The sequence below is a fragment of the Campylobacter gracilis genome (assembly GCF_001190745.1).
Classification (GTDB): Bacteria; Campylobacterota; Campylobacteria; order Campylobacterales; family Campylobacteraceae; genus Campylobacter_B; species Campylobacter_B gracilis.
This window is the reverse complement of sequence record NZ_CP012196.1, coordinates 1,583,683-1,605,809: the sequence shown is the minus strand read 5'-3', so window position 1 is coordinate 1,605,809 and position 22,127 is coordinate 1,583,683. Positions and strand designations below refer to the sequence as shown.

General features: G+C 47.4%; 22 protein-coding genes, 1 tRNA gene and 2 pseudogenes. 10 read left to right on the top strand and 15 right to left on the bottom strand.

Going from position 1 to position 22,127, the window contains the following annotated elements:
• Window positions 1-475: 475 nt before the first annotated feature.
• The 9 genes from CGRAC_RS07980 to CGRAC_RS07945 form a co-directional block, all read right to left on the bottom strand.
• A complete protein-coding gene (locus tag CGRAC_RS07980; protein ID WP_050346332.1) occupies window positions 476-1,180 on the bottom strand; it encodes a hypothetical protein in 705 nt (234 codons plus the stop codon).
• A gap of 56 nt (window positions 1,181-1,236) precedes the next feature.
• Complete coding sequence (locus CGRAC_RS07975; RefSeq protein ID WP_005873364.1) at window positions 1,237-1,503, bottom strand: hypothetical protein; 267 nt, start codon at window positions 1,501-1,503, stop codon at window positions 1,237-1,239.
• Complete coding sequence (locus CGRAC_RS07970; protein ID WP_005873363.1) at window positions 1,500-1,736, bottom strand: hypothetical protein; 237 nt, start codon at window positions 1,734-1,736, stop codon at window positions 1,500-1,502. The genes CGRAC_RS07975 and CGRAC_RS07970 overlap by 4 nt, the downstream gene beginning before the upstream one ends.
• Window positions 1,723-2,187 (bottom strand): hypothetical protein, encoded by a 465-nt coding sequence (locus CGRAC_RS07965; RefSeq protein WP_005873362.1) that lies wholly within the window; start codon window positions 2,185-2,187, stop codon window positions 1,723-1,725. The genes CGRAC_RS07970 and CGRAC_RS07965 overlap by 14 nt, the downstream gene beginning before the upstream one ends.
• Window positions 2,171-2,377 (bottom strand): helix-turn-helix transcriptional regulator, encoded by a 207-nt coding sequence (locus tag CGRAC_RS07960; RefSeq protein ID WP_005873361.1) that lies wholly within the window; start codon window positions 2,375-2,377, stop codon window positions 2,171-2,173. Before CGRAC_RS07960 ends, CGRAC_RS07965 begins: the two co-directional genes overlap by 17 nt.
• A gap of 207 nt (window positions 2,378-2,584) precedes the next feature.
• On the bottom strand, window positions 2,585-3,283 hold the full coding sequence (locus CGRAC_RS07955) for a hypothetical protein (RefSeq protein ID WP_005873360.1): 699 nt from the start codon (window positions 3,281-3,283) through the stop codon (window positions 2,585-2,587).
• An 8-nt stretch (window positions 3,284-3,291) separates the two neighbouring features.
• Entirely contained in the window at window positions 3,292-3,954 is a 663-nt protein-coding gene (locus CGRAC_RS12550) for a tyrosine-type recombinase/integrase (RefSeq protein ID WP_005873359.1), read from the bottom strand.
• A 92-nt stretch (window positions 3,955-4,046) separates the two neighbouring features.
• Window positions 4,047-4,535: an integrase arm-type DNA-binding domain-containing protein gene (locus tag CGRAC_RS12545; RefSeq protein ID WP_005873358.1), complete on the bottom strand. Its 489-nt coding sequence runs from the start codon at window positions 4,533-4,535 to the stop codon at window positions 4,047-4,049.
• A gap of 442 nt (window positions 4,536-4,977) precedes the next feature.
• Window positions 4,978-5,053, bottom strand: a tRNA-Phe gene (locus CGRAC_RS07945).
• Window positions 5,054-5,220: 167 nt separating this feature from the next.
• Between CGRAC_RS07945 and CGRAC_RS07940 the strand changes: the two genes are divergently transcribed.
• A complete protein-coding gene (locus CGRAC_RS07940) occupies window positions 5,221-6,378 on the top strand; it encodes a YcjF family protein (RefSeq protein WP_005873357.1) in 1,158 nt (385 codons plus the stop codon).
• Between the two features lie 173 nt (window positions 6,379-6,551).
• Here the strand turns inward: CGRAC_RS07940 and CGRAC_RS12945 are convergent.
• The 4 genes and pseudogenes from CGRAC_RS12945 to mraY form a co-directional block, all read right to left on the bottom strand.
• Window positions 6,552-6,653: pseudogene (locus CGRAC_RS12945) on the bottom strand (hypothetical protein); the annotation flags it as partial.
• A 159-nt stretch (window positions 6,654-6,812) separates the two neighbouring features.
• Window positions 6,813-8,027, bottom strand: a pseudogene (gene murD, locus CGRAC_RS07935) (UDP-N-acetylmuramoyl-L-alanine--D-glutamate ligase); the annotation flags it as partial.
• The gene (locus CGRAC_RS07930; RefSeq protein WP_005873355.1) at window positions 8,024-8,548 is read right to left on the bottom strand and encodes a hypothetical protein; all 525 of its coding nucleotides are present in this window, start codon (window positions 8,546-8,548) and stop codon (window positions 8,024-8,026) included. The gene CGRAC_RS07930 and the pseudogene murD, both read right to left, overlap by 4 nt.
• Before the next feature lies 1 nt (window position 8,549).
• Window positions 8,550-9,614 (bottom strand): phospho-N-acetylmuramoyl-pentapeptide-transferase, encoded by a 1,065-nt coding sequence (mraY, locus tag CGRAC_RS07925; protein WP_005873354.1) that lies wholly within the window; start codon window positions 9,612-9,614, stop codon window positions 8,550-8,552.
• 199 nt (window positions 9,615-9,813) lie between these two features.
• Between mraY and gpmI the strand changes: the two genes are divergently transcribed.
• The 7 genes from gpmI (at window position 9,814) to CGRAC_RS07890 (ending at window position 16,916) form a co-directional block, all read left to right on the top strand.
• Complete coding sequence (gene gpmI, locus CGRAC_RS07920; protein ID WP_005873352.1) at window positions 9,814-11,280, top strand: 2,3-bisphosphoglycerate-independent phosphoglycerate mutase; 1,467 nt, start codon at window positions 9,814-9,816, stop codon at window positions 11,278-11,280.
• 102 nt (window positions 11,281-11,382) lie between these two features.
• Window positions 11,383-12,126, top strand: coding sequence for a 3-oxoacyl-ACP reductase FabG (fabG, locus tag CGRAC_RS07915; RefSeq protein ID WP_040304505.1), 744 nt, complete (start codon window positions 11,383-11,385; stop codon window positions 12,124-12,126).
• 68 nt (window positions 12,127-12,194) lie between these two features.
• A complete protein-coding gene (acpP, locus tag CGRAC_RS07910) occupies window positions 12,195-12,431 on the top strand; it encodes an acyl carrier protein (protein ID WP_005873350.1) in 237 nt (78 codons plus the stop codon).
• A gap of 18 nt (window positions 12,432-12,449) precedes the next feature.
• On the top strand, window positions 12,450-13,667 hold the full coding sequence (locus tag CGRAC_RS07905; RefSeq protein WP_005873349.1) for a beta-ketoacyl-ACP synthase II: 1,218 nt from the start codon (window positions 12,450-12,452) through the stop codon (window positions 13,665-13,667).
• Window positions 13,667-14,605: an acetyl-CoA carboxylase carboxyl transferase subunit alpha gene (gene accA, locus CGRAC_RS07900; RefSeq protein WP_005873348.1), complete on the top strand. Its 939-nt coding sequence runs from the start codon at window positions 13,667-13,669 to the stop codon at window positions 14,603-14,605. Before CGRAC_RS07905 ends, accA begins: the two co-directional genes overlap by 1 nt.
• Before the next feature lie 61 nt (window positions 14,606-14,666).
• Complete coding sequence (rho, locus tag CGRAC_RS07895; protein ID WP_005873347.1) at window positions 14,667-16,013, top strand: transcription termination factor Rho; 1,347 nt, start codon at window positions 14,667-14,669, stop codon at window positions 16,011-16,013.
• A 534-nt stretch (window positions 16,014-16,547) separates the two neighbouring features.
• Window positions 16,548-16,916: a hypothetical protein gene (locus CGRAC_RS07890; RefSeq protein ID WP_040304503.1), complete on the top strand. Its 369-nt coding sequence runs from the start codon at window positions 16,548-16,550 to the stop codon at window positions 16,914-16,916.
• 483 nt (window positions 16,917-17,399) lie between these two features.
• Here CGRAC_RS07890 and CGRAC_RS07880 read toward each other — a convergent pair whose 3' ends face one another.
• Both CGRAC_RS07880 and CGRAC_RS07870 read right to left on the bottom strand, forming a co-directional pair.
• Window positions 17,400-18,743, bottom strand: a complete 1,344-nt coding sequence (locus CGRAC_RS07880) for a sodium-dependent transporter (RefSeq protein WP_005873343.1) — start codon at window positions 18,741-18,743, stop codon at window positions 17,400-17,402.
• A gap of 516 nt (window positions 18,744-19,259) precedes the next feature.
• Complete coding sequence (locus CGRAC_RS07870) at window positions 19,260-20,609, bottom strand: sodium-dependent transporter (RefSeq protein ID WP_005873340.1); 1,350 nt, start codon at window positions 20,607-20,609, stop codon at window positions 19,260-19,262.
• A 121-nt stretch (window positions 20,610-20,730) separates the two neighbouring features.
• On the opposite strand from CGRAC_RS07870, the gene CGRAC_RS07865 reads away from it, so the two are divergent.
• Window positions 20,731-21,357 (top strand): nitroreductase family protein, encoded by a 627-nt coding sequence (locus CGRAC_RS07865; protein ID WP_050346331.1) that lies wholly within the window; start codon window positions 20,731-20,733, stop codon window positions 21,355-21,357.
• A gap of 126 nt (window positions 21,358-21,483) precedes the next feature.
• On the top strand, window positions 21,484-22,122 hold the full coding sequence (gene thyX / locus CGRAC_RS07860; RefSeq protein ID WP_005873338.1) for an FAD-dependent thymidylate synthase: 639 nt from the start codon (window positions 21,484-21,486) through the stop codon (window positions 22,120-22,122).
• The last annotated feature ends 5 nt before the right edge of the window (window positions 22,123-22,127 follow it).

Below are 22,127 nucleotides of genomic sequence, written 5' to 3'. Positions count from 1 at the left end.
TCTTGTAGCCCCTTTATTTTAATCCTATGCACCTATTATTTTTTCAGGCGCGCCACCTTTTTTTTGAAAAAATGCGCGAGAGTGTTTAAGGTTGAGAGCTCTATTTTATCATAAAAGGGGTGGAAGTGAGAAAGGGAAAGTAAACGAAAGGGGGTATACTAAGGGGTCTGAAACTTAAATCGCATTTTTGGGTTTTGATTTTGAGGCGGAGCAAAGCACCAAAACATAGGAGTGGGCGGGCATTTTTTTAAAAAAGTGAAATGGGCGTTTGTGTTTTCGTTTACTATGTGCTTTAGTTTTGCTTCCTATACCGATTTTATGAAACCTTAAAGTAAACAAGAAAAGTAAAAATTGGCTTAAGGTTTGGGGTAAATTTTAGGCGTTTTTGTCGTTAAGGGGCAGGATTAAATCCGCTCCCTTTTTTATGGAGGCGGGCGTTACCATAGCGTTACGGATAGAATAGGGCGGTTGTAGTTTATCGATTGTTCGGCGATGAAGTCGCTAGCTTTAAAATGTCTTTGAAATCACTTACGGCTTGGTGTAGTTGAAGTTCTAGGCGTTCGGTCTTGGGTAGTAGGGCGGGCTTGTTTAAATCGATTATCGGCGCGGTCGCTTCGGCTCGATACAAAGAAAAGCTCAAATCATTCTTTAACGCCTTATCGTAAAAATAAATCCTTTGTAGCGTGCCAAACTCTGCTTTTACGTAGGCGGTGCTTCCGTATTTTATTATCTTAAATGCGTCCAGGTTAAAAGGCGTGTGGCTATCATAACAAAGGTCAATACTTGAAACGTTATTTATGGCGTCTAGCAACTCCGCTATTAAATCGAGGGGCGGGGCGGGCTTATGATATTGCCTTAGCCCGTAAAACTCAATAATGGCTTTTTTATCGCAGCTATTCAGGCTTTTTGTCGTGGCGTAGAATATGCTTAAATCCTCAAGTTCGTAGATATTTATTATTTTCAGTCCGCGAAACTCATAACGCCCCGCGATTTTAATCTCTTTGGTATCTTGCATTTTTCGCCACTTCAGCCCGTGATTTTTGGCTATGCTTTTAAGCAGCCCGATTTTAGTGTGATGTTTTTTCGTAACCCTATTTTTAAAAAAGCTCGCGCGGATTGTGTCGATATGAATATTCGGCGTTTCAGCCAAAATTTGGTTAATGTAAGGTAATATTTCCACGTTTTAATTTCCAAAGGGCGGTTTCGCTTGATACTAGCCGCCCTTAAATATTTTGATTACGTCTCACGGGGCGTATTATTAGCTTTTGCCTCTTTGTCACCCCAATTCCCTATTTTCTTTTTGGCTTTATCGAAATCCACGATATACCACCATTTAAACCTGCGCCCGTCTTCCTGCGTCCACCGGTCTTTAATCGCGCCCTCGCGCTTAAGCTCGCCCAAATACTGATTGGCGTTGCTTATGCCGAATACTCGCCCCGCCGTCACGCGCCCTTGTTCGAGCATTATTTTTAAAAGCGTTCTTTTATGATTGATAGATTTCATCTTTCCCGCTCCTTTCTTATGCCCGCTTTGACCTCTAGGGCTTTAATACTCTCCTCTTGCGTCCGCGTGATGTGGAATAGGTCATAAGCGCAGTCTAACAGCTCCTGCGACGCTCCGTCCAGGCTCTGCACCTTGTAGATATGTAGCTGCCTTTTAAATGCCTTTAGCATATCCTTATCGCCCGCGCTGAAACAAAACGCGCTAGGGGTAAAATTTAGCTTACTTCGCCCCATTGCTCGCCCCCTCTGTAGTTAAAAAGGTTAGGGCTAGCCTTTCGTTCTCGCTTTGTAGCTCCTGCATTTGCTCGCGTTGAGCCGATAGCGCTAGGAATAAGTCAAAGGCTACGTCCTTAAAATCCGCCGTTTTGCTTCCGTCTCGCTCGTCCTGTAAGTATTTGAGATAAATATCGGGGTAGCACGCTTTTAGCATTTTTTCGTAAAGCTCGGGCGCGTCTTTTAAATCTTTGCACTCACTCGCAAAGTCCGCGATAGCCTTTCGATTTATCTCGTTCTCGCGTTCCTCGAATAGGTCAAACGCTACGCCTAGGGCTTTAATAACGCCTTCTTTTAGCTGGCTATCTTGTTTTTGCGCGTATATCGCCTTAATATCGGGATAAGCCGATAAGTGGGCGTAAAAACGTAAATATCGCCTTTTCTCGGCTTCGTTTTTAAACAGCGGCTTCATCTTGTGCCGCCTTTCTCATAAAAAACGCCTCCACCTCAGCGGGGTTGAAAAAAGTGATATTTTTGCTAAATTTTATCGGTCTTAGAAAGCCTTGTTTAGCAAAATACCACACCGTGCTTAAGCCTATGCCGTAGATACTAGCAATCTGCGCCGCTCTTAGATACTTAGGTTTAACTTCGCTTTTTTTCATTGCTTAGCCTTTATTGTTTAGATTATCTTTGCAAAGATTGTGCGAATTATGGCGAGAGTTAAAAAGTTAATCAACGAAAAATATTTTTAGCCAGGTAGGTAAAAGTGGTTGTTTTGAATTAAATTTACGGACATTTGATGAGGTTTGAAAAACCTAAAAGCCCTAAAAATAGGACTTTTATAGTGGCTAAAAATATTTTTAGGCGGATTATGCGTCTTTATCGTTGGGGTAAAAATATTTGTAAATTTTATTTGCTAGCGTAGCTTTTTTGTTTTTATCCACGCCGACAATCTGATACATTCTCGCTTTTAAAATCAAGGTATCTGAAAATTTATCTCTTATCTTTTGAGTGTTGTTTAAAAGATCGTATCTTTCTTTTTGCTCTTTAAACGGCGCAAAATATTCGGTTGCTGCTCTCATAAATCTTTCGTATTCTGGATAAGGGTCACAATCGCAATTGCGACCAAAAGGGTCACGGATATACGGCTCGCCAGTTGAATACTCGCTAAAATAAAAAGCGTGATTTAAAAGCTCAATAGCTTCTAGGTAGTTTTCATATCTTATGATGATATCATTTTTCTTGGCTTTTGCCTCCATAATATTTTTAAAAAAATCTACGAAAGCGGTTAAAATTTCGTCTTTTGCCTCCTCTGATTGATAAAAGTGAGTTAAAATTTTAAACTCGGGGAATAAATTGGGGTCGTGTGTAATGCAAAAAGACTCATCAATGGTTTCGTTCATCATCCCATTAAAGGCTATTAACAAATCAAAATTACGATTTGCTTTATCAGCAATTCTTAATCTTTTTCTGATATCAATTAGAACTTGTTCTATCGCCTCTGTCTCTCGTTTTTCTCTCTCGTCTTTTGCACTTTGCGTATCTCTTGGCTCTGATAGCTTCGCCATATTGCCTCCTAGTTGTCTTTTATTTCGAGAATGTAACTGCTCCACCAATCAAGCAAAATTTTAAGCTCGTCCAAAAAATCGGCTTTTTCGGAATAGCTTAAATCTACTTTGTCGCCGTGTAGGTGGTCTAGTGCCTTTTTGATAGCCTCTTTGCTTACTCCGTGCTTTTGCATATTGTTAAATGCTTGCGTCATAAATATGCCCCGCAGGCTATGCAGGGTTACGACGCGCCCCGTCTGCCTATCTCTAAAGTCAAAGCCCTTAATCGCGTTCGTGGCGGTGTCTTTGTGGATATGGTCGGTAAAGTGAGAATTAATAAAGACGTATTCGTATGCTCTGCTCAATTTCGCCTGATCTTGCAATATGCGCATAACCTCATCGCTAAGCGGCAATTTGAAATCGCCTATCTCGCTGCGCTTGATTTTCTGTTCGGCGCGCGGAATGGTTAAAAGCCTCCTATCGAAATCTACGTAATCCCATTTTAGGCGCGACAGCGGCGCGGCTCTTAGCGGCAGGTGTAGGCATAGCTTCATCGCGTTTTTTATCGTCTCAAAATGAGGATAATCATAAATGGCGTTAAAAAATGCCTTTAAGTCCTGGCGCTCGGTTAGCTTAGCGTAATGCTCGACTTTGGTTTTGGGGATTAGGCTTTTGGCGTCGATATTCGCCATAATATTAACCTCTGCGTATCCGCTCGATACGGCGAATAAAAATACGCGGTTTAAAATTTGGTTGATTATCTCGGCGGTTTGCGGCGTGGTCTTTACGTTTCTTTAAGGATGTCCGCTATCTCGCCGTGAGTAATGCTCTTTATACCTCTATCTTTTAGTATCGGCATTACGTGATTTTCAATACGCCCGCGTTTGGTCTTTAGCGTTTGGGGCAGTATGCTTTTAGCCTCAAACTCTAGCCACTCGTTAAAGACCTTTTCAAAACTGCGGTTATGCTCGCTTATCCTTTGAGCTCTAGCGCGCTTCTTTTCTGTGATAGGGTCGATACCTCTCATCACTAGCTTTTTAAGCTCGGTTCGCTTCTCTCGCGCTTCGGCTAGCGATAAAACGGGGTAGTTGCCTAGCCCCGTGTTATTCAGCTTGCCAGTATCGGGGCTAATAAAAGCAAATACCCAGCGCTTGCGCCCGGTCTTGCTTACTATCAGCCCTAAGCCGTCGCCGTCCGTGAGCTTGTAGTCTTTGGCTTTCGGCTTTGCCTCTTTGATTTGCTTATCGCTAAGCGGTTTTACTATCCTAGCCATTGCGCTTTAACTCCCTTAAATGCGTTATTTGAGACGATTTAAAAATATTTTTTCGGTTTTTGGCTCAAAATCTCGCGCAAAAATATTTTTAAAATCGCCGCCTTTTTGCTCCGTGTGTGCCTAAAATTGGGGATTTGATGAGGTTTAAAATATTTTTTGCTTTTGCAGCGTTTTTTTAAGCTTCACAAAACCCTATTTTAGGCGTTTCAAGCGTTTTAAAACATTTTTTGAAGTGCTTTGCAAGCCCGTTAAATAGGGCATTTGGTAAGTTTTAAAAATATTTTTTCGCTTGACTTTTGGAATTTTGCCAAAAATATTTTTAAAATGTTTTTAAATTGCTAGCTTTGCCTGATTATTTTAGACTGCTTTAGAGGGCTAGAATCTCTTAAAGTCCGTATTTAGGGGTTTCATTGGATTGCGTTAGATTGTAAAAAATAGGCAATGGTGGTTAGAGGCAGAATCGAACTGCCGACACGCAGATTTTCAGTCTGCTGCTCTACCGACTGAGCTATCCAACCACCTAAAAAAGAAAAGTAATTTTATCCATGCAATACTTAAATCTCGGTTAAAAACCGCTTTTTTTCTATTTTTTCTTGCTCAAAATTTAAGATCAATATGAATTTGACTTGGCAAAAAAAAACGATATTATTTTCATATATTTTCAAAGATTTTACAAGGGATTACAATGGAGCAAAATAATAGCAAGGCAGCTCAAGAAGGCACTGCTATAAATTTAGATATACAAGAGTTGGCAAGTAAAGGCAAGGAGATCGCAGGAGAGATTTCACGCGATATAAATCAAAGACTTAACGTGCTAATAGTCGGTAAGACGGGTGTCGGCAAGAGCACGCTTATAAATGCAATTTTCGGCGCTAACGTCGTAAAAACGGGCTCGGGCGAACCCGTAAGCAAAGAGATAAACGAAATAAAGATAAGCGATAAATTTTACATCTATGACTCAAAAGGCTTGGAGATGAAGGATTTTGAGCAGACTTATGCCGATATTGAGAATTTTTTAAAGGAAAATGAGCAAAAAAGCGCGCAAGAGCAGATAAATTTCGTATGGTATTGCATTTGCGAATCCGGTAGAAGAGTGGAAGAGGGCGATATTAAACTTTTTGAGCTTATTAAATCTTCTGGTTATCCCATTGCAGCAGTGATTACTAAGGCCCAACAGGACAAAGACGAAAACGGCGAAAAATTTTCCGACATCGTAAAAGAGCGCCTAGGAGCGGATACCGTTTTTCGCGTGAGGGCTTTGGCGATACGGGATGACGAGGGCTACGTAAAAAAGATTATGGGGCTGGAAGAGCTCGTAGAGGCTACTTATGCGGGGCTGCCCGAAGGGATACGAAGGGCGTTTGCGAGAGAGCAAAGGGTAAGCAAAAAGATAAAATTTGAAGCGGCATCGGGCATCGTGACTAAATATTCGGCTATGGCCGCTGCGATAGCCGTCACTCCGATTCCGTTTTCAGATATTGCGCTTCTGATACCCACGCAAATAGCGATGATAACGCACATTACAAGTATTTACGGCTTTAATCTAGACGGCAAACAGATAGCCGAGCTTACGGTGTCATTTGCCGCTGTAGCGGCAGGCGGTTTTGTAGCTAGGGCCGCAGTCGGTAATTTTTTAAAATTAATCCCTGCTGTTGGAAGTGTATTCGGCGGAGCCGTCAGTGCAGCGGTTGCGAGTAGCACGACTAAGTTAATGGGGAATGCCTATTTGGCGTATCTTAACGATAATTTTGAGCTTATCTTCAAAGGCGATTTTGATCTTATCCGGAATTTAACGAGCGGCGCAATTAAAGAATATTTCGAAAATACCAAAACTAAAGAATGATAGGCACACGAAATTTTACCGTATTCTAGCTTGGCAGCTTTGAGCAGTTGGCTATTTTAAACGTAGATTATTTTGATTTTGAGCCGATATGGACCGTAGAATCGGCGTTAATCAAAATATAATAGGGCATTGCAATTTAGAATGGTACATGCTTTTATCAAATGAGGCTAAACTTACAAATTTAAAACCGCTTTTTTAAATTCCTCGCCGCGCTCGGCGTAGCTTTTAAATTGATCCAAACTGGCACATGCAGGGCTTAACAGCGCTATTTCGCTCGCAGAATTTATGGAATTTTTAAAATTTTCGAAATTTTTAGAATTCTGCGAATTCCGAGTTTCACCGTCGTTTGTGCGGCGTTTCGGCGAAAAGGCGTCGTCGCTTGCGGCAGATGAGCCGCCGCCTTCTTGCAGCGTATTTTCGCCGATCTTTGCGTTTTCTTTCGCCTTGTCGCCGTCACACCTGCTATTCGCGCTTAAATTTTGTACTTCCAATTCGCTTGCGCCGCTTTTTTTAAAGTCCGCATCTCGGTAGCGCTTTGAAATCTCGCTCACCGCCGTTTGTAAAATTTCGCAGCGCACGCAAGGAAGTTTGTATTCGTCGCACAAAAGCACGATTTTATCGGTATTTGAGCCGATCGCGTAAATTTGCAGATCGTATTTTTTAAACTCCGCAAAAAGCGGGCGCAGATCCACGCCTTTATCGTCGCCTCCTAGGATCAGATGTATTTTGCGTCCCGCGTAACGCTTTAGTGCCTGCGCGCACGCATCGATGTTGGTCGCCTTCGTGTCATTGACCCAGATCCTGCCATGCGCGTCGGTAAACTCCTCGAGTTTATTGCCCTCGATCACGAAGTCGTTTAGTCGCATGGCGTCGCACCTATCAAATAAAATTTTCTCCACGCACAGCGCCAAAAGCGCGTCTATCAAAAACGGCGTGCGGAATTTTATCTCGCCTAAATCGATGCCGAATTTTTGCGCCAGATCCGCTTCGTTCTCGTAGCAGATCACGCGGGCTAGGCTATTTTGCGCGGCGGCGGAGCTTTCGTAGGCGCGCGGGATTAGCGCCACTGAGCCTTCGCGCATCGCTAGCAGGGGCGAGAGTTTGGCGCGCTCATATTCCGCGAAATCGCCGTGCCAGCTGAGATGATCGGGCGTGATCGCAAGCAGCACGTAGATGTCGGGACGCGCGTGCTTGGTGTAGTGCAGCGTAAACGAGCTCGTCTCCAGCACCCAAATTTTGGCGCTTTTATCAAGCTTTGCAAGCGGAACGCCCACGTTGCCGCCCATTTGCGAGCCGTATCGCTCGAGTAGGTGCTGCATCATCTTCGTCGTCGTGGTCTTGCCGTTCGTGCCGCTAATCCAAATTTTAAGACCTTCGTAATCGTCAAAATAATCGTATTCGCTGATTAAATTCCGTGCCTTTCGCACCAGCTCGTGATGCGGCGGAAAGCCTGGACTTGGGATTTCAAGCTCGCTTGCGGCGGGATCGAACTCGCTCGGGTTTAAAAGCGCGTTGCCGAACTCGTCCAGCTTAGGCGCGCCAGAAGAAATTTCAAATTTATCGTCGTATATGTCCCAGCCGCCTTCGTCGCGATAGCGCTCGGCGATCGCTTTGGTCGTAAGTCCGTAGCCAAATAGCGATTTTTTCATTTTTCTCCCCTTTTGCCCCATGAAATTTGAGTTATCTCATCGGCGCTAAGCCCGGCAATTTCGCCGCTTCTCTCGCATCTTTCAAAAAGCCGCGGATCGTAAGTATCCTTAAAATTTAACTTTAAAAACTCGGTAAAATATCCGCCGTTTGCGGCAAAATTAGGACGGTAGTAAAAAGCGTCTAAAAAAGCATCTCCCATCTCGCGCGGCTCAAAAGTGTTCATCCGCTCCACGATCTCGCGCAGTTCGTCCTTCGTAATATCCGGCACCAATTGCGGCTCCGGTAGTGCGATATCGAAAGCCAAATTTTCCGCGCCGTCCGCTTCCCACCACTCCCAAAGATCAAATTTACTCATATCTTTGCCCGTGATTTTGTGTAGCGTCGCCTCTAGCTCGCGGTATTTTGCGCCGTCAGGATCGCCGTTATCGTCGCAGTAAGCCTTGTAAACTAAAATTTGCTTTAAAATTTCGCCATATCTTTCGCGCGTCGTTTCGAAGTCGGGTTCAATTTGCGCTCGCATTTTATCTCAGTTTCAGCGACGTCAGCGCTATGATATTTGCGATCAGCGCGATGATCCAAAAGCGGATGATGATTTTGTTTTCGACCCAGCCTTTAAGCTCGAAATGGTGGTGTATCGGCGCCATCAGGAAAATTCTGCGTTTAAAAATTTTAAAGCTGCCCACCTGTAAGATCACGCTGAGCGTCTCGATGACGAAGACGAAGCCGATCATTATGAGTAAAATTTCATTTTTCGTGATGACCGCGCAGTATCCTAAAAACGCGCCCACGCTGAGGCTGCCGCTATCGCCCATAAAGACTTCGGCGGGGTAGCAGTTAAACCACAAAAACCCAAGCAGTGCGCCGATGAGCGCCGATACGATGATGCAGACTTCGCCTGCGCCTGCGACGCGCGGTAGCAAGAGATATTGCGAGTAGATCGCGTGCCCGCAAAGATAGGCGAACACGCCCAAGCTGCAGAGCGAAAATACTGACGGAATGGTCGCTAATCCGTCCAGGCCGTCGGTTAAATTTACCGCGTTTGAGCTAGCGCTTATCACGATTGTCCAAAACAGCGGCGCGAAGATCCATAAATTTAGCAGAGGGTATTTAAAAAACGGCACGAAAAATTCCCCGCCCAGATCGCTAAAAGCATAAAGCGTCGCCCCGATCAGAAACGCCAAGAAATTTTGCAGTGCAAATTTAGCCCGCGCGCTAAGGCCTGCGTGGTTTTGGCGGCCTAAAATTTTAGAGATATCATCCTTAAAGCCTATGTAGCCGAAGCCTACCAAACAAAGCAGTCCGCAGAGCACGAAGACGTTGTTTAGCTTGGCGCAAAGCAGGCTTGCGAGCACCGCGGCGGTAACGAAAACGAGTCCGCCCATCGTTGGGGTTTTGCTCTTTTTCTGATGGTTTTGCGGCGCGAGCTCGTAGATGGGCTGCGCGGCGTGTCTGGCTTGCGCCCAGCGGATAAACCGCGGCATAGCCCATACCGAAAAACAAAAAGCGATAAAAAACGCGATTCCTGCGCGAGCGGTGATGTATTGGAAGAAATTTATATTCGTAAGATGGTAAAGATAATAAAACAAAGTTTGCCTTTTAAATTTTATGAAATTTTATACGAAAACGCGCATTTTAGTATAAAAGAGGTAAAATTTAGCTTTTAGGGCGGATGAAATTTTGCCGCATTTGCCAAAAAAAAGTATAATGCCGCTCGTAAGAACAGCGCCGCAGACCTGCTTCAAAAGACCTGTGCGGCGAAATTTAGACGAAATTTAGGAGTCAAAAATGGGGCAAAAGACGATTTTGCTTATCACCGATGGCATCGGCTTTAACGCTAGCGATAAATTTAATGCGTTTGCAAATGCGAAAAAGCCCGCCTATGATTATCTTTTTAAAAACGTGCCCAATACGCTGCTACGCACCTCCGGGCTTGCCGTGGGTTTGCCGCAGGGGCAGATGGGAAACAGCGAAGTGGGGCACATGACGATCGGAAGTGGTAGAATTTTATATCAAAACCTAGTCAAAATCGATCGCGCGATCGATGAGGGCTCGCTTGAGAAAAACGAAGCGCTGCAAAGCCTGCTTTCAAAGTGCCGCAGGGTGCACGTCATAGGGCTTTACAGCGACGGCGGCGTGCATTCGCATCTACGCCATTTCGACGCGATCTGTGAGATAGCGCAGAATGCGGGTTGCGAGACATGGGCGCACGCTATCACCGACGGACGCGATGTTTCGCCGAGCAGCGGAGCGGAATTTTTAAAGCATTTACAGGCTAAATTTAAAGTTGCGAGCGTGTGTGGGCGCTTTTACGCGATGGACCGCGACAAGCGCTTTGATCGCGTAAGGCGCGCTTACGACGTGCTTATGGGTGAGACGGCGTCGCTTGAAATTTCGCCTAGCCAGTACATACTGCAAAGCTACGAGCACGGCGTGAGCGACGAGTTTATCGAGCCTGCGAGCTTTAACGGCTTTAGCGGTATCGGCGCGGATGATGGAGTGATTTTTATAAATTTTAGAAACGACCGCGCTAGAGAGCTTTGCGCGGCTTTGGGCGATGAGAGCTTTAGCGAATTCAAGCGAAAGCTCGTCGTGCAAAATTTAATCACGATGAGCGAATACGACGCGAGCTTTAAATTTCCACTGCTTTTTGAGAAGCCCGTGCTAAAAAACACGCTTTGTGAAGTGATCGCGGAAGCCGGTCTTACGCAGCTTCACACCGCCGAGACCGAAAAATACGCCCACGTGACGTTTTTCTTTAACGGCGGCGTCGAGGAGCCGCTGCCGAACGAAACTCGCGTGTTGATCCCAAGCCCCAAAGTAAAAACCTACGACGAGCAGCCGCAGATGAGCGCGCCTGCGGTGTGCGATGCGGTAATCCGCGGTATCGAAGCGGGGATCGATTTCATCGTCGTAAATTTCGCAAACGGCGATATGGTCGGTCATACGGGCAATTACGACGCCGCGATAAAGGCGGTTGAAGCGGTGGATGAGTGCATCGGTAAAATTTTAAGCGCGGCGAAGGCGCACGATTACGCCTACGTGCAGATTAGCGATCACGGCAACTGCGAGGCGATGCGGGGCGACGACGGCGAAATTTTAACCAACCACACGACCTTTGACGTATTTTGCTTCGTGCTGGGGCGCGGCGCGCGCGAACTAAAGAGCGGACTTGGGCTTAGTAACGTCGCAGCGACCGTGCTAAAGCTAATGGGGCTGCCAAAGCCCACGGAGATGGACGAGGCGCTATTTTGAAATTTAAACGGCGCGGGTCGCGAGTAGATTTAAACTGCTAAAATTTAGGTAAATTTGGATAAATTTACGCTAGAGATTAAAATTTTAACAAAAAGGATAAGTATGAAATTTAGCGGGAAAAACGTTTTAATCACGGGCGCAAGCCGCGGTATCGGCGCACAGATCGCAAGGACTTTAGCCGGCTACGGACTTAAGGTGTGGATCAATTATCGCTCTGCACCAGAGCCTGCCGACGCGCTGCTAGAGGAGATCCGCGCAAACGGCGGAGAGGGCGCGGTGATAAAATTTGACGCGACGAACGAGGCGGAATTTAGCGAGGCGCTAAGCTTGATCGCGCAAAGCGACGGCGAACTAAGCTATCTCGTAAATAACGCGGGTATCACGAACGACAAGCTCGCGCTTAGAATGAAGCTGGAAGACTTCATGGGCGTGATCGAAGCAAATTTAAGCAGCGCCTTCATCGGCTGCCGCGAAGCCCTAAAACTAATGAGTAAAAAGCGCTTCGGCGCGGTCGTAAACATCGCCTCGATCGTCGGTGAAATGGGAAACGCCGGGCAGGTCAATTACAGCGCGAGCAAGGGCGGAATGATCGCGATGAGTAAGAGTTTCGCAAAGGAGGGCGCAGCGCGCGGCATCCGCTTCAACTGCATAACTCCAGGCTTCATCGCTACGGATATGACGGACGCGCTAAGCGACGACGTAAAAGCAAGCTACGAAGCGAGCATCCCGCTTAAGCGCCTCGGAAGCACGAGCGACGTCGCCGAAGGAGTTGCGTTTTTACTCAGCGACGGCGCGGGCTACATCACCGGAGAGACGCTTAAAATCAACGGCGGGCTCTATATGTAGCGTTAAATAGCGGAATTTAAGGTTAAATATTATAGAATTACGCGGTATTTTTTTAAAGGAGTGCTAAAATGGCAGTATTTGAAGATGTAAGAGACGTAGTTGTAGAACAACTAAGCGTTAGCCCGGATCAGGTTAAACTTGACTCTAAAATTATCGAGGATTTGGGCGCGGACTCTCTTGACGTAGTTGAGCTAGTAATGGCTTTAGAGGAGAAATTCGGTATCGAGATCCCTGATAGCGAGTCCGAAAAATTAGTAAGCATTAAAGACGTAGTAGATTATATAGAAAATTTGCCTAAGAAATAAAATTTTAAGGAAGCGGTTTTGAAACGAGTCGTAGTAACGGGCATCGGGATGATAACCTCTCTCGGGCTTGACAAACAGAGCAGTTTTGAAAATATCTGTAACGGAAAAACCGGGGTTGATAAAATTTCGCTCTTTGACGCTAGCGAATTTCCGGTTCAAATTGCAGCTGAAGTAAAAGGTTTCGATCCTTCGAGCATAATCGAGGATGGAAAAGAGATAAAAAAGATGGATAGATTTATCCAACTCGGGCTTAAAGCCGCGGGCGAAGCCATAGATGACGCTAAATTTAGCGGTTTCGATAGCGACGAATTCGGCGTTAGCTCCGCTAGCGGTATCGGCGGTTTACCGAATATCGAGATAAATGCCAATACCTGCTTGCAGCGCGGCCCTAGGCGAATTTCGCCGTTTTTTATCCCTTCTGCGTTAGTAAATATGCTCGGCGGCTTTGTTTCAATATACTATAACCTAAAAGGTCCGAATTTATCCAGCGTTACGGCTTGTGCGGCTTCCGCGCATGCGATTATGGACGCTGCGAGAGCTATCATGATCGGTGAAGCGAAAAAGATGCTTGCAGTGGGAGCCGAGGCTGCGGTTTGTCCCGTAGGTATCGGTGGATTTGCTGCGATGAAGGCGCTTTGTGCAAGAAATGACGATCCTGCGCACGCTTCACGTCCGTTTGATGCGGAGCGAAACGGCTTTGTTATGGGCGAAGGCGCGGCGGCTTTAGTTTTAGAGGAGCTAGAGGACGCAAAAGCGCGCGGTGCTAAAATTTACGGCGAGCTCGTAGGATTCGGCGCTAGCGGCGATGCTTATCATATCACTTCGCCTAGCCTGGATGGCCCGATCCGCGCTATGAAAAAGGCCTACGAAATGGCAGGACGCCCGAAGATTGATTATATCAACGCTCACGGAACATCGACTGCGATAAACGATAAAAACGAAACTGCGGCGTTAAAAGAGCTTTTTGGCGAGGGCAAAGTGCCTGCGGTCAGCTCCACCAAGGGTCAGCTAGGGCACTGCCTGGGTGCTGCCGGAGCAGTAGAGGCTGCGATCAGCCTTTTAGCGATGCAAAACGGCATCATACCGCCTACGATAAATCAAATTTCAAAAGATCCCGATTGCGATTTGGATTACGTGCCAAACGTCGCTAGAAAAGCCAAACTCGATTGCGTTATGAGCAATAATTTCGGTTTTGGCGGCACAAACGCGTCGCTTATTTTCAAAAGAGTAGATTAATGGCGAGTTATTTGGACTTTGAAAAGTCTATAAAGCAGATCGACGAGGACATCACCGCTGCAAAAATTCGCGGCGATGAGGACGCGGTCGAAATTTTAAATAAGAACCTCGAAAAAGAAATTTCCAAAGTTTATAAGAATTTAAACGAATACCAAAGACTTCAGCTTGCGCGCCACCCGGATCGCCCTTACGCGATCGATTATATTCGCGCGCTTTTGCAAGACGCCAGGGAGCTTCACGGCGACCGCGCCTTTAGGGACGATCCTTCGATCGTGTGCTATCTGGGCATTATGGGTAATCGCAAAATCGCCGTGATCGCCGAGCAGAAGGGTCGCGGCACCAAAAATAAGTTGAAGCGAAATTTCGGCATGCCGCATCCGGAGGGCTATCGCAAGGCACTGCGCGTAGCAAAACTTGCCGAGAAATTTAACCTTCCGATTCTATTTTTGATTGACACTCCGGGCGCATATCCGGGACTTGGTGCCGAGGAGCGCGGTCAGAGTGAGGCTATCGCGCGAAATCTATATGAGTTTAGTGATATTAAAACCCCTACGATTGCCGTCGTTATAGGGGAAGGCGGCAGTGGTGGAGCTTTGGCTATCGGCGTGGCTGATCGGCTGGCGATGCTTCAAAACTCAATTTTTTCGGTTATCTCTCCCGAGGGTTGTGCCGCGATTTTGTGGAACGATCCAAGCAAGAGCGAGGCCGCTACGAAAGCGTTAAAGATCACCGCCGAGGAGCTAAAAGAGCTGGGCTTGATAGACGACGTGATCAAAGAGCCTAAAACGGGCGCCCACAGAGATAAAGACGGCGCGATAAAAGCGCTTGGAAACTACGTCTTAACCGAGCTGCACAAGCTAGACGATCTTAGCATAGACGAGCTCATCAGTAGAAGGCAACAAAAAATTTTAAGGTTCGGTGCTTATAAAGAAAACTAAATTTCAAATTTCGCGACTTTTTTAAAACCAAATTTAATAACTTCACACTCTAAGAGGATAAATGGAAAATACAAATCAAAATTCCGCTCAGACCGCCGTTTCAAATTCTAATCAAAACGGCAGAAAAACTTACGCTAAAACGCACGTTCCCGTCGAGGGCTACCAGATCGAGGAGCTCCGCTCGATGGATCTTGAAAATCTCATCGCCATAGCAGACGAGCTAGGCGTCGAGAACCCGCGCGAATTCCGCCGCCAAGCGCTCGTTTTTGAAATTTTACGCATGCAGACGAAGCAGGGCGGCTTCATACTTTTTACGGGGATTTTGGAGGTTACCGCCGAGGGTTACGGCTTTTTGCGTGGCATAGATTCAAATTTAAGCGACAGTGCCAACGACGCCTACGTGAGCCTCAGCCAGATCCGTAAATTTGCCCTTCGCGTCGGCGACATCGTCACAGGTCAAGTGCGCGAGCCGAAGGATCAGGAGAAGTACTACGCTCTTTTAAAGATCGAGGCGATCAATTACAAATCGATCCAAGAGGCCAGAGAGCGCCCGCTATTTGACAATCTCACGCCGCTTTTCCCGACCGAAAAACTCAAGCTTGAATATGACCCGATGCGCCTTACCGGTCGCGTGCTCGATCTTTTCACCCCGATCGGCAAGGGGCAGCGTGGGCTCATCACGGCGCCTCCGCGTAGCGGTAAGACGGAGCTTATGAAGGAGCTTGCCAATGGCATTACGCGCAACCACCCCGAGGTCGAGCTTTTGGTGCTGCTAGTCGACGAGCGCCCCGAGGAGGTGACCGATATGGAGCGTAGCGTGCGCGGCGAGGTATTTAGCTCGACCTTCGATCAGCCCGCGTTCAACCACGTCCGCGTCGCCGAGCTCGTCATCGAAAAGGCAAAACGCGCCGTTGAAAACGGCAAGGACGTCGTCATCCTGCTCGATAGCATCACCCGCCTTGCGCGTGCTTACAACACCGTCACGCCTAGCAGCGGCAAAGTCCTAAGCGGCGGCGTGGACGCAAACGCCCTGCATAAGCCAAAGCGCTTCTTCGGTGCGGCGCGGAATATCGAAAACGGCGGCTCGCTTACCATCGTCGCTACCGCGCTCATCGAGACCGGCTCGCGAATGGACGACGTGATCTTCGAGGAGTTCAAAGGCACCGGCAACAGCGAGATCATCCTCGATCGTAACATCTCGGACCGCAGAATTTACCCCGCGATCAATATCACCAAGTCAGGCACGCGCAAAGAGGAACTTTTGCAAGGCAGCGAAAATCTGCAAAAGATCTGGGCGCTGCGCTCGGCTATCTCGACGATGGACGACGTCGAGGCGCTGAAATTTTTATACGCCAAGATGCTAAAAACCAAAGACAACACCGAGCTGCTATCGATAATGAACGGCTAAATTCTTTAAATTTAGCCTTATTCTGAAATTTTGTTCCAAATTTAGCGGCATGGTTCGCACCGCTTGCCGCAAATACCGCCACGTAGCTTCGTTCGCGCTTTCAAAGTGGAGCGCAAATTATGATGGTAAGGGTAATTTGCGACGTATAAAATTTCGTAAAGGCGTGGCGAGCTGATATCGCGGCAATGCATCAGACTTTCACTTAAAATTCCAAATAGCTATGAAATTCTAAAGCTTAGCTTTAAATTTATAACTCACGAAATTTTGATTTTATTTTGTCCGCAATCCAATCGTGGCGTCGTGGCCTTTTTTGTTTGGATGTCGCATCCTACTCGTAACCCTCATTTTAAGATGTGCGCACTTCGGCTGTGACAAAATTAACATTATGAATCTCACATCTAAGCTTGCTATTTACGTTTAAATTTTACTAGCCACGTTTTAAAATTTTAAAATAGCAGTTTAATCTATATTTTAAGGAGATTTAAATTGGGACGGCGTTATAATTTATCTATATTTTATTTAAAAGGAAAAACAATGAAATATCTGGTTTCAAAAAGCCTTTTTGCTTTAGCTGCGTCTTTTGCGGTCGCTTCCGTCTTAAGTGGTTGTGGTTTTATAAAAAAGCCAATGACTAGTGAGGCGACACTCTTAGATCGCGCTGAAATGGCAACTGGTATAGATAAATCAAATCTGTCGGTTGTGCCCGATTCAGTAAAAAGTGAGATCGACTCAGTACATTATAAGGTCAGGAGCAAAAACGGGGATTTATATCGTTGCTATTTTTCATCCGTTATAGTAGTTGATTCTGACGTGCTTTGCACAAAAATTGTTGGCGCAGGCGGTACTGGAGGTTCCAAAAGTGGTAACTGCAACGCTCTGCTTAAAAAAGCAGGTAAGTGCTAGCGCGCTAGGGACGGTTTAAGCCGTGCGGCTTTAAAACGAGTTCATTCGGCCCAAATGCGCGCCGCTAGCCGTTTAGGCCGCACCCACAAAATCTTCATCGCTCCTGCAAAGCAAGCCCGCTGCTTTACGGCGCATTTCGGCGCTCGTTATGCTAGCGGGTAGTAAAATTTTAATGCTTTTAGGCTTTGCCGAGAGGATTGTGAAATTTCAACGCGTAAATTTTAAATTCAGGCGCGTTTGGGCTCTTTCGTTACGAAACGCGGCGTAAAATTTTACGCTTTAATTTTACTGCGCAAGATTTACCGCATAAAATTTCATTGCGCAAAGCTCTTTGCTCGGGCGCTTCGCGGATCGCAGCACGCGATTTAGCCGAGCCGCCTAAACGTCGCAAATTCGCGATCCCCGCGTGCCGCTTCGCTGCGCAAATCTGCCGCGCGATTTATCGCGTGAAATTTTGCTCGCTCCTATCTATTCCGTTCGCTTTTATTTTCCGCTGAAAAACAGCAGATTTGCCATTATGATCACGATCGCGACGGGCGCTACGAAGCGCAGCGAAAAGTACCAAATTTTAAATCCGAGCTCGCCCATATCGGCGCCGAAAAGCCCGCGCAGGCGCTGTGCATCCATCACGAAGCCCACGAAGATCGCCGAGGTTAGCGCGCCTAGAGGCAGCATGACGTTTGAGCTTACGAAGTCCAAGCAGTCAAAAAAGCTCGCGCCGAAAAGCTTAAACCTGCTCGCATAATCCGCATGCATCGATAGCAGCGAGCATGCACCTAGCACCGCTATGACGCACCCCGAGATGCAAACTGCGCGCAGGCGCGAAATTTTAAACCTGCCGATGAGATAGAAGACGAAGGGCTCGATCATCGAAACCGCGCTCGTGATCCCTGCGAAAAAGAGCGAGACGAAAAACGCGACTTCAAGTACCTGTCCCGCTAGCCCCATTTTTGCAAACATCGTAGTGAGCGAGACGAACACAAGCCCCGCACCCTGCGCGGGATCGGTGCGGAATTCGAAGATGAAGGTAAAGACGATGAGTCCCATCATCAGTCCGATCGCGATGTTGATAAATACGATGTTTACCGAGCTGCGCACGAGCCGCACCCCCTCGCTAAGCGACGCCGCGTATGCTGCGATACAGCCGACGCCCACGCACAGGGTAAAGAGCGCTAGCCCGAGCGCGGATAGGACGGAATTAACGGTGATTTTGCCGAAATCGGGGTAGAAAAGAAATTTCGCCGCCGCGCCGAAGCCCTGCATCGTGCACGCATACGCAAGCATCGCGAGCAGCAGCACGAAAAGCAGAGGCATCATCACGACGTTTAGCCGCTCGATACCGCTTTTGATGCCGCGCGCGACGACGGAAAGCGTCAGCACGAGCGCAAGCGCGTAAAAGCCTAGGCTCGTGGCTAGCGAATGCGAGATGAGATCGTCAAAGACGGCGCCCGCTTCCTCGGCGGTTGCGGGCAGCGGAGAAAAGCCCAAAAAGATATAGCGGATCACCCAGCCGAGGATGACGAGGTAAAAGGACAGCACCAGCATGCCGCCCGCGATGAAAACTCCTGCTGCGCGCCATTTGCGTCCGCCGCGCGGCGCCAGCGTCTCGTATGCGCTCGGCAGATCCCGCCCGCTTAGCCTGCCTAGCGCCATCTCGGCTAAAAATATGCTAAAGCCCACCCCCAGCGTGAGCGCGAGGTATAAAAGCACGAAGGCGCTGCCGCCGTTTTGACCCACGAGGGTGGGGAATTTCCATGCGTTGCCAAGCCCCACCGCGCCGCCTGCGACGGCAAGTATGAAGCCGATTTTGCTAAATTTATCGTTCATTTTCGCTCCGATGATTTTTAAATTTTAAAGCTACGGAATTTTAAAATTCCAAACTATCGCCGCAAGTTCGCTATGAAATTTGGCGCGCTACTTTTGGACCGCTTTAGCGCTAAATTTAAAATTCCAAGCGCGATGTCGCGCGGGTCACCACAAAATTTTACGCGTCACTTCTGCGGCAGATTGCATAGACCGCGTCATAAACTATCGTGGCGGCTGCGCACCGACCGTCTAGGTTTAGAATTTTAAAATTCCGCAGCGTGATCAGACGCGGCTACGCTACGGCGTCTTTGCCGCGGTCTTACGCAGGTTGCCGCGCGGGTTAGCACGGTCGCGCCGAAGGCTGATTGCGGTCGTTGTATGCTCCTATCTAGACATAAAATTCCAAGCGCGATTTTTGACAGCCGCCATGGCCGCTCACGGATCGCCGCGAGGCTCGCTATAGAATTTTGCCCGTTACTTTTAGACTGCTCCAGCGCCAAATTTTAACTTCCATGCTATCCATCCGCTTTGCAAAATTTAAAAATTTAAAATTTTTAGCTGATTTAGCGCTATCACTACGATCGCGGCTGGCGCCACGAAGCGCAGTAGCACGAAATACCACAGCTTAAAGCCCATTCGTCCCATATATGGGCGCAGTAGAATTTCGACGGCTCGTTTTTTGATCGCGAACCCTACGAAAATCGCCACGATTATACCGCTAAGAGGCATTAAGATATTTGAGGTTAGGTAATCAAGCACGTCAAAAAAGCTCTTGCCACCTAGGCTAAAATACTCGCTCGTGCCCCCGTAATAACCCAAAATGCAGCATATCCCTAAAACATACGTCACGGCAAAAACTAGAAGTGAAGCGCACTTGCGGCTTAGCTTGCGGGAGTTTACGAGATAATAAATCGCAGGCTCCAGCATCGAAATTGCAGAAGTAATCGCCGCGAACAACAGCGAGGTGAAAAATAAAAAGGCTAGGATATTTCCGATCGCACCGAGCTTTGAAAAAAGCACCACCAGCGAGACGAACACAAGCCCCGGACCTTGCGCTTTGGGATCGCCGCCGAATTCAAAGATGAAAGTAAAGACGATAAGTCCCATCATCACGCCGATTAGGACATTAATGCAGACGATATTTATGCTTGAGGTTAGGATATTGGTGCGCGCAGGCAGGCTTGCGGCATAGGTCATAATCGTAGTAACGCCAAGCGAAAGCGTAAAAAATGCAAGTCCTAGCGCCGAAAGAACGCTATCCTTATTAAGCTTGGAGAAATCAGGCACTAGCAAGAATTTTGCGCTACGTCCGAATCCATCGAAACTCGCGGCGTAAATTAGCATCAAAACCAGCAAAATAAATAGCGCGGGCATCATCCAGACATTAAGCCGCTCGATGCCGCTTTTGACACCTTTAGATACGATGAAAAAGCAAAACGCCGACGCTATGGTAAAGCATATCGCCGCGCTTAAAAAATCGCTGCCCAAAAGTGCATTAAACGCTGCACCGCTTTCATCTATACTTTTTGGCAGATACAAAGCGCTTGAGACTACGTATTTTAGGATCCAGCCCATTACGACGCTGTAAAAAGCATAGATCAAAAGCGCACTAATCATAAAAAATCCTGCGTATTTCCATGCGCCTTTGTATGAGGGCGCGAGCTTTTCAAATGCGCGCACCGGATCGCTTTCGCTTAGCCTGCCGATGACGATCTCTGCCAAAAAAATCACGAAGCTAACCAAAAGCGTCAGCAAAAGATATAGCAAGATAAAGGCGCTGCCGCCATTGGTGCCTACTAAAGTGGGGAATTTCCACGCATTACCGAGCCCTACGGCGCTGCCTGCGACTGCGAGAATGAAGCCGATTTTGCTAAATTTATCATTCATATTATGCCTTGTAGCAGAATTTTAAAGGGCAATATTAGCAAAATCTAGCTTAACTCGCCAAGCTAACCGGATGGAATTTAGGCAAACCCGCTATAATGCCGCGAATTTTAAAGGAGATAAAATGAAATCGATAAAAGAAGTGATGCTCTCTCGCCACAGCTGCCGTAAATTTTGCAGCGACAAGCTAAATAGCGAGCTCGTGCGCGAGATACTTGATCTTGCGCGCTTAAGTCCCAGCTCATGCGGATTGGAGCCTTGGAGGATGATGATAATCTCGGATCCTTGCGAGCTAAAAGAGCTTTCCGTAGCCTGTAACAGTCAGCCGCAAGTAGCTGAGTGCTCGCACGCCGTGATTTTAATCGCGCGTAACGATCTGCGCGTGGGCGAAGCGTATTTAGAGCGCACCGTCCGCCGCCGCGCAAATACTCCGCAAAAATATGAAGCTGCGATGAATTATTTCCGCGCGAAATTTGCAGGCTTAGACGACGAAGCGCTGATGAACTACGCGACCAAGCAGCTTTATATCTTAGCGGCAAATATCGCTAATATTGCCGAGGGCTTTGACGTGCGCTCGTGCATAATGACAGGCTTTGACGCCGCAGCTTTGGAAAAATTATGCGCTTTAGAGGCGAAATTTCGTCCTGCGATCGTCGTAGCTTTGGGACATGGTGAGCCTAGCAAATATCCGCACACGCGCTACGAGCTGGATGAAATTTTAATCTCTCGCGGCGGCAGTGAAAAAAGATAAAATGGGGCGCTTCTGCCCGCAAAGCTAGGCGCAAGCTTCGTTTATTAAAAGCGTCGTTTTGCGAAATTTTATCGGTTTAAAAGTGCGATAGCGTTAAAATGCGCTTAAAATTTCAAAAGGATAATCATGCAAGTCAAGCTTCTAAATTTCACTCCGCTTTGGGTCTGTTCAAACGCCATCCGCACCTGCTGGCAGAGCTTTGAGCGCGGCGATTGCGGCGGCGCCAAAGACCTAGCGCTCATTGATCGCGTCGGCAACCAGCTCAAGCACTCAAGCACGCTGGAGCACCTCTACTACAACTTCTACATCAGCGGTATTTCGCGCGCGCTGCTTCAGGAGCTGGCGCGCCATCGCCTAGCAAGCCTTAGCGTAAAATCCACGCGCTACACTCTGAAAGAATTGCGCGGCGAGGACAGCTTCGCGCAAGGCGATTTCGAAAACGCCGCGCGATACATCGTGCTTACCGGCAACGAAGCGGTCGATAACGCAAGCGTCGCGGCTCTTGAAAATCTGCGCGTAATCTTACAAACTCCAATCAGCCTTGATATCGCTAAATACTGCCTGCCCGAGTGCTACAAGAGCGAGCTTAGCTGGAGCATAAACGCGCGCAGCTTGCAAAACTTCCTCGCTCTGCGCTCTAGCAAGGCGGCGCTTTGGGAGATCCGCGAGCTTGCGAGTAAAATTTATGACGCGCTGCCGCAGGAGCATAAATTTATATTCCAAAGCTGCATGGCGAGCAGGGAGAAGACGCAGGACGAGGGGTAGCGAGC